Source organism: Chloroflexota bacterium, from assembly GCA_009840355.1.
Taxonomy (GTDB): Bacteria; Chloroflexota; Dehalococcoidia; order Lucifugimonadales; family JADFKI01; genus Bin90.
Genome location: VXNZ01000020.1, coordinates 1 through 6,719 on the forward strand (window position 1 = coordinate 1; position 6,719 = coordinate 6,719).

Consider the following 6,719-nt stretch of genomic DNA (forward strand, 5'->3'; position numbering starts at 1 on the left):
CTACTCTCCCGGCATTCAATGAGAGGAAGCGCAGCATCTCGTACTCAATGGGAGTGTTACACGTCAACTGCGATGATAGCTTACGGGCCATCCGGAACTGGATCTGACCCACACGTCAACTGGCTCAGATGTCTCAAATGGATCTGTCGATCCGTTCCTGCGGTGGCCCATATAGTGTCTGAGGCTTTGGTGAATAAGTGACCTCATGGGAGCGTGACGCAGAGTCCCATCGCAGTTTTGTCCGCTCACTCAAGCCCGTGAGTCATACTCGGGAGGCAGAGATGACAGGAACCGTTAGGCACATCAGCAGTCTGTGGTCCTGTTGCCTCATCGGATTATGTTACCAAGATTTTCTCAGCTTCTAATTGACCCCCACGGGTCTGATGCTCCTTTGGTCGGCCTCAATCATTTCACTTCGTTCACCGGAAGCATACACCAGATCTCGCGCCATAACCCTACGCCACTGTCGCACTCGGCGTTGCAGCGTGCGAAGGTTACTCCTGCTGAAGCGCTCGGGATGACGGCATATCAACCGATCCAGCAACTCCCTGGCCGTAGCGTCCGGCTTGCGCTGAAGCCAGTCCAGTATCTCACACCACACACCTTCGAACGGATCAGCACGCGTCCGCCACGTGTGAGGCTTTCTCGCCTTTTGCGCGTCTGACTCGTGTGTCGCGCGAACCTCGCCCTGTTTCCACAAGTCGGGTAGCTTGCCGAGGAACTGCTCCAGAGTCTCGCTGGTCGATGCGCTCACAGGAGCAGAGTTCTTGATCGAAGCAAGCGCCGATTGCGCTTCCCGTATCGTGTGCAACAGCGATACCGGGTCGAGTTCTACTCTACTGTTCCTCAGTCGCTGCTTCGTCTCCTCGCTTACATCGGCGCGCTTAAGCAGGCGGTCGCAGGGAGTAGCAGGCTTCTCGTACCGCTTCCTGACGGTGCCACCATCCCGGCTCTTGTCCAGCAGCTTGAATGAAGGCTGGAAGTGGTTCACATACAGACGCATAGCGCCGTACAGGTGCGCAAGAGCCTGACCGGCTATAGGTCCCGAGTAGCGGTTGTGACCGGCGAAGCGTCGTATGACGGATCCATTCTTTTGCTCTATCCACGCCTGGTCGTTACTGCGATGCGCACGCGAGCGAGTGAACTCTATGTCCCGTTCTTCGCAGTAGCTCAGCAAAGTCTCGTTGATGAACACGCTGTCGTTGTCGGAGTCTATGCCGCGGGTCGGGACGGGGAACAGCCGCGCGATGGCTTCCAGTCCTTCGACCACCAGAAACTGCTCACGCGCCAGTAATGGGATCGCCTCCGTCCAGCCCGAGCAGACGTCAGTCACCACGAGACTGCTGATGAACGAGCCAGCTACGGACTCTCCGCAGTGGGCCACCAAGTCTATCTCCAGGTATCCTGGCTCAGGTTCATTCCAATCGGAGAAGGTGCGAACCGGGATGCGACTTCCCATCTTCCTCTTCTGTCTTCGCTTCCTGCGGCTGCCGGCCTGCTCCCTGATGGGCTTGAGCAATCTGTCTATGGTGGAAGCACTGGCCGCGAACAGTCGCTGCCGCACGTCAGGGTCCAGGTCAAGATGCCCGTGTCTCTCCAGCGACTCCACCATACTCGGCAGTGCCGCCTTCAGCCTCTTACCGCATATCCTGTCCGATGCCTCCCACACTACGGTCAGCGCCTCCCTCACCGCCTCGCCGTATATCTTCCGCCCCCGGGGAACTGCCCCGGTCGATCCATTTTCACCCTGCCCAAGGAGTCTGACCGCGTGCTTGCGGTGGCAGCCCGTCATGGCTACGAACTCATCCAGCATCCGACTCTTGTCCTTCTTCGATGCCTCTCCGTACCGGCTGCGAATGGTTCCGAGCACTTCGGTCCTCGTCGCCAGGCTAATCTCTCCAGCCATCTCTTGCCTCCTCAATCTTGGTAACACCATTGTGAGGCAATGACCTTATTTCGGTAACATCGACGTGAGGCAATAGCTCGGAGTTAGGTAACGTTTTCATTGAGGCAACGCGACTTCTTCGACGTTTATCAGTGGCACTTGGACGACCGACCGGACAGGGATGGAGTGTGGGCGCTCGCGCCGCAGCGCTCAGGCCGCAGCGATCAGGCAATTGACGGAGTCAGTTCTAGTGCCTACAATCGCCGCATCAATCGAATATCTCATGTCAGCGTCACATTCAGGAGGTAGGGAGTGAAGTACGACTACATTATCATCGGCGCGGGTTCGGCGGGCGCGATCCTCGCCACGAGGCTCTCGGAAGACCCCAACGTCTCGGTGCTCTTACTGGAGGCGGGGCCGGACTACCCGGACATCGACAGCCTCCCTGAAGAGGTCAGGCACAGTTACATGTCAACCAAGAGCATCTGGGATAGCGAGCACAACTGGAAGTACACCGCCAGGGGCACATCGGAGGCAGAGCTCGAGATTCCCCGGGGCAAGGTAACCGGCGGCTCGAGCGCCATCAACGGAACGGTATTCCTGCGCGGCATTCCGGAAGACTACGATAACTGGGCGGAGTGGGGAAACGACGAATGGAACTTCCAGCAGCTCGTGCCCTACTTCAATAAGCTGGAGACGGATACCACCTACCAGGACGACCCCGGGGACTTCCACGGCTCTAGCGGGCCCATTATATGCCGCCGATTCATGCAAGAAGAATGGCGAGAAGGAAACAATGCATGGTTCGAGGCATGGCGAGACAACGGGCAACCGTACTGTGAGGATCATAACGCGCCCGGCACCACGGGCGTGGGGCCCATACCCCTGAACAACCCCAACGGCATCCGCTGGTCCACCGCCATTGGCTACTTGAGCCTTTCTCGGCATCGCCTGAACCTGACCACCAGAGGCAATGTGACGGTCAAGAGGGTACTCTTCGACACCAGCGAAGAATGTCCCAGGGCAACGGGAGTCGAAGCAGTCTCATACGAAGAGACTTTCGTAGTCGAAGCGGAAGAGATTATCCTCAGCGCGGGCGCAATCGGATCGCCCCAGTTGCTAATGCTCTCCGGCGTAGGTCCCGGCGATCACTTGAGAGAGCACGGAATAGAGACAGTGATCGATTCGCCCGGTGTCGGACAGAACCTCGCAGACCACCCACTGCTAGGCATGTTGTGGGCAACAAAGCCGGAGGTAGAGTTGGAACGCTTCATGCCCAACGGCCAACTTCTAGTGAGGTACACGGCTGAAGGTTCTCCGCTGGAGAACGACATGATTGTGTACCTGTCCGCTGCTTCGGGGATAGGGCGTAACAGGGGCGGCGGACATAAGGAGGTAGTAGGCTTGGGCGCCGGTCTCGGGTTGAACCTGGCGCACTCCAAAGGCGAACTCCGACTCCGCTCCAACGACTACAGGGACTACCCATATCTCGACTACAACCTTCTCGACCATGAGGAGGACCTGCGTAGGTACAGGGACGGTGTTCGACTGCTGGTTGGTCTTGAGAGCCACCCGGCGATGGCGAACATGATTGACAAGCGAGTCTATCCTGAAGATTCGGACTTGGAGTCGGATGAGGCGCTGGACCTGTGGATGAAGAGGTGGGTAGGGACTGGCCATCACATCTCCTGCACTGCCAAGATGGGACCCAGCTCAGACCCGATGGCGGTCGTGGACCAGTACGGCAAAGTCTATGGCGCTGAGGGCCTGCGGGTGGTGGACGCTTCGATCATGCCGGAGTGCGTGCGCGCCAACATCAATGTAACCGTCCTGATGATAGGCGAGCGCGTTGCAGACTTCATCAAGCAGGGCAAGTGAAAGAGATGGTTTCACAATTCAATTGAATCAGGGCATCAGTAGGGGCGAGCGGCATCGCGTCCCTACATAGACTGACTGCCCACCTTCTGATTGCGCCGCAACGATCGAAAACCGCATTTGTGAAATCGTCTCAGGCAAGACTGAAGTCCCCTTCCCAAAGCGTGATGCTCAGCCGGTTCTCCACTGCTCTGCGTCATCTTCGGGCTCGTATCCGATTAGCTCACGAGAGTTCGAGATGTCCCATAAGCGCCAGGTATTGTTAGATACACCGTAGAATATAGCGAACCTGACAGACTCGGGTGCGTCTATACACTTGCGAACCAACTGCACCAGGTCTCGGTGCGATAGCAGCGTGGCGAACTGCCTTGCCGCTTGTGGTTTTCCCTCGCGGTTCAGCGTTCCTATCCGAAGGCAGATGACCGACAAGCCGAAGTGGTCGGAGTAGTACCGTCCTGCGGCTTCTCCGAACGCCTTGCCTATCCCATAAGGCCCATCAGGTCGTATTGGCATATCCACCGTTACCCTTGGAAAAGTCGCCGCGTCCAGCCCGTCGTACCTGCCCGCGACGATGGATGCGTATGGCTCGTCCTCCTCGTAGTTGCCGGTCGCGTGATTTGAGCTTGCGAATATCACCCGCTTCGCCCCGACCCGTCGCGCGGCTTCCAGAGCGTTGTACGTCGAGGACAGATTGTTTCGATAGACGACATCCCACGGGCTGTCCTGGTCCGGCACGCTTGCTAGGTCTATGACGATGTCCACTTCATCGTAAGCAGGCAGTACCGCGTCAAGGTCGGAAGTGTCGGCAACCAGACTGGTGAATCCGTCCACAGGCCTCATATCCACGCCGGTTACGTTGTACGAGTCCTTTAAGCCCTTCTGGAGCAAGCCGCCTATGAGGCCAGCCGCTCCCGTTATCAGTACGTTTTGCTTGTCAGCCATAAATTTCTCCCATGAATCTGTAATCAACCCAAATCAGTCCACCGTGCGCGAGGTATAACTCAACTACGAGTGCGGCAACTCACAGGATTACTGGGCATTAGTGATTCATTTAGGCTTTGCAATGAACTCGCGCGCCAGTGGTTACTATAGCAGACGATTCCTGAACTGAACCACCAATGCGCCAGATAGAAAAAGTAGTGTCCTTTAATGTGGTGTAACAGAGTAGGTGGACTGGAAAAAATGAAGCCACCGCGTCATCCTTTACGAAGTAAGAGATCGATGCAAGGAGGACGACGATGGCAAGAGAGAGTATGGACGTTTTGGAGTTGCTGCGCAAGAGAGGTATGGACGTAGACGTAGACTCTCTGCGTGAGGCGCTTGCGGTTCTGGTCGAAGGGATAATGGATGCCGAGGCGTCGGTGAAGGGTGAAGGCGGGAGCAGGATACGGCGAGCGTAGTCCCAACCGGGTCACCCAGCGCAACGGATACCGAAGCAGGAACTGGGACACGCGAGTGGGCACGGCTGCGTATCCAGCGCAGGACGTCTTTCCGGGAGCGCTCAGGTGCATGACACCGTTGCCCTTAATTGCGGGGCTGTACGGCGATTTATCGGAGACGGATCTTCCGGAATCGGGCCCGTTACCGGGGTTTTGCTTCCTGTTTGGCGACCTGGCCAAAAATCCCTGAGTTTCGAGCTAGGCGAGTGCGCCGGCTTTATCGAGGCGCTCTTCACGCATCACGAGCGCCAGAACGCCGCCGCCATCTCCGGCCTCGAAGTCGGTCCATGTGCCGGTGTCGAGCTTGAGGCGGAACGAACCCTTGCGACCCCAGCGCAGCTCGCGGGACGACCGGCTGGACGGCTCACCGAGAAGGCGCCCTGCCACCGCGGGAGCGATTCCTATGAAATCGCTCTGCGGAGCTGGCGCGGCGGTCGGGTGATGCTCGTTCAAGGCTTATGTCCTGCCTTCGTAGATTTCGGACCGGTCGAGGGATAGGTCTTGGGGCCAGCTGCCAGCCGAGTGAACCGGCCAAGCTTCATCGAGCGTGGTCCTTTTGCCCTTGCTCTTATCGGCCTTGTCACTCTTGCGATGATTCATCCTCTGTTTCTCTTGGCTCAAAGCCTGCTCACTCCTGAAAGCCGTGCCATCTGTCTGTCCAGCGTCTCCATACCTGCATGCGTGTAGCCGTCAGTAATGAGCCGGTCAAATACTCCTGGCCCTCCCGCCTTTTCCAGCGCCGAGATGACCGTCTGACCGTTCAGTGGGGCGACCATTCCGCTTGTCAGTACATCGACGAGCGCGGAACGGGCGTCGCCCGGCGATATATCGTAGTGGTGCTGAAGCACGATGTAGGCTTCTCCGATAACCTGGTTCGATGCGAATATCTCGGCGTCCTGTTCGATCATGGCCCGAAGCTCGTCAACGCAGTGCTGAAAGTCGCTCTCCGGCTCTGCCGTAACCAGCCTGACCAGGACGGACGTATCAATCCCGTAGGGCTGGGTCATAGGGCCTCTCTCTGAACTTCCTGATGTCAAAGAGCGGATGCCCTTCCGGAATTTTGTCCTTGAGCGTGCCCAGGCGCGAGTAGTCAATACGTCTCGGGCGCAATATGTATCCGTCAGGACCTTCAATCAGCTCGATCCGATCTCCCTGCCTGACGCCCAGCGAATCAAGTACTCTTCGAGGGAATGTGACCTGTCGCTTTGCGGTTACTTTGAGTAGCATGACGCCTCCTATTCCTTACGATGATCTTATGTCAGGTAAGGGACAGAGTCAATACTACATGGGCACATGGCGACACAGCGACACCTTCTTTTCGATTAAGGTCCGGCATAATTTTTATCCCGATGCACTCTGGGGAAGTTGAGGTGAATTTTGCACCGCCCTTGACAGATAATCGGTTCAACGTGCCTACAGGGGGTTGCTCCGCGTCAATTCGCACTCTGCTCGCGTGGGCGCGGCTGACATCTCCCTTAACCTGCGTCTCGCCTCCGAGTGCAGTGCCTTCGGTAACTTCG

General features: G+C 57.4%; 5 protein-coding genes and 2 pseudogenes. 2 read left to right on the forward strand and 5 right to left on the reverse strand.

Annotation, left to right across the window (positions count from 1 at the left end; genetic code table 11):
* Positions 1–427: 427 nt before the first annotated feature.
* Positions 428–1,906 (reverse strand): annotated as a pseudogene (locus F4X57_05245) (transposase family protein).
* A 291-nt stretch (positions 1,907–2,197) separates the two neighbouring features.
* Between F4X57_05245 and F4X57_05250 the strand changes: the two are divergent.
* On the forward strand, positions 2,198–3,763 hold the full coding sequence (locus tag F4X57_05250; protein ID MYC06562.1) for a mycofactocin system GMC family oxidoreductase MftG: 1,566 nt from the start codon (positions 2,198–2,200) through the stop codon (positions 3,761–3,763).
* Positions 3,764–3,931: 168 nt separating this feature from the next.
* On the opposite strand, the gene F4X57_05255 is transcribed toward F4X57_05250, so the two are convergent.
* Positions 3,932–4,702: an NAD(P)-dependent oxidoreductase gene (locus F4X57_05255; protein MYC06563.1), complete on the reverse strand. Its 771-nt coding sequence runs from the start codon at positions 4,700–4,702 to the stop codon at positions 3,932–3,934.
* Positions 4,703–5,137: 435 nt separating this feature from the next.
* Here F4X57_05255 and F4X57_05260 point away from each other — a divergent pair.
* A pseudogene (locus F4X57_05260) lies at positions 5,138–5,224 on the forward strand (hypothetical protein).
* Positions 5,225–5,397: 173 nt separating this feature from the next.
* Here F4X57_05260 and F4X57_05265 read toward each other — a convergent pair.
* The 3 genes from F4X57_05265 to F4X57_05275 all read right to left on the reverse strand — a co-directional run bounded on the left by F4X57_05265 (position 5,398) and on the right by F4X57_05275 (position 6,426).
* Positions 5,398–5,586 carry a hypothetical protein gene (locus tag F4X57_05265; protein ID MYC06564.1) on the reverse strand — a complete coding sequence of 63 codons (189 nt, stop codon included), beginning with the start codon at positions 5,584–5,586 and terminating at the stop codon, positions 5,398–5,400.
* A 230-nt stretch (positions 5,587–5,816) separates the two neighbouring features.
* Positions 5,817–6,206: a type II toxin-antitoxin system VapC family toxin gene (locus F4X57_05270; GenBank protein MYC06565.1), complete on the reverse strand. Its 390-nt coding sequence runs from the start codon at positions 6,204–6,206 to the stop codon at positions 5,817–5,819.
* Positions 6,184–6,426 (reverse strand): AbrB/MazE/SpoVT family DNA-binding domain-containing protein, encoded by a 243-nt coding sequence (locus F4X57_05275; GenBank protein ID MYC06566.1) that lies wholly within the window; start codon positions 6,424–6,426, stop codon positions 6,184–6,186. Before F4X57_05275 ends, F4X57_05270 begins: the two co-directional genes overlap by 23 nt.
* Between the last annotated feature and the right edge of the window lie 293 nt (positions 6,427–6,719).

What these genes read in the sequence shown, in the direction of transcription:
- F4X57_05255 (MYC06563.1), bottom strand. Translation starts at nt 4,702, where the DNA reads ATGGCTGACAAGCAAAACGTACTGATAACGGGAGCGGCTGGCCTCATA.
- F4X57_05270 (MYC06565.1), bottom strand. Translation starts at nt 6,206, where the DNA reads ATGACCCAGCCCTACGGGATTGATACGTCCGTCCTGGTCAGGCTGGTT.
- F4X57_05275 (MYC06566.1), bottom strand. Translation starts at nt 6,426, where the DNA reads ATGCTACTCAAAGTAACCGCAAAGCGACAGGTCACATTCCCTCGAAGA.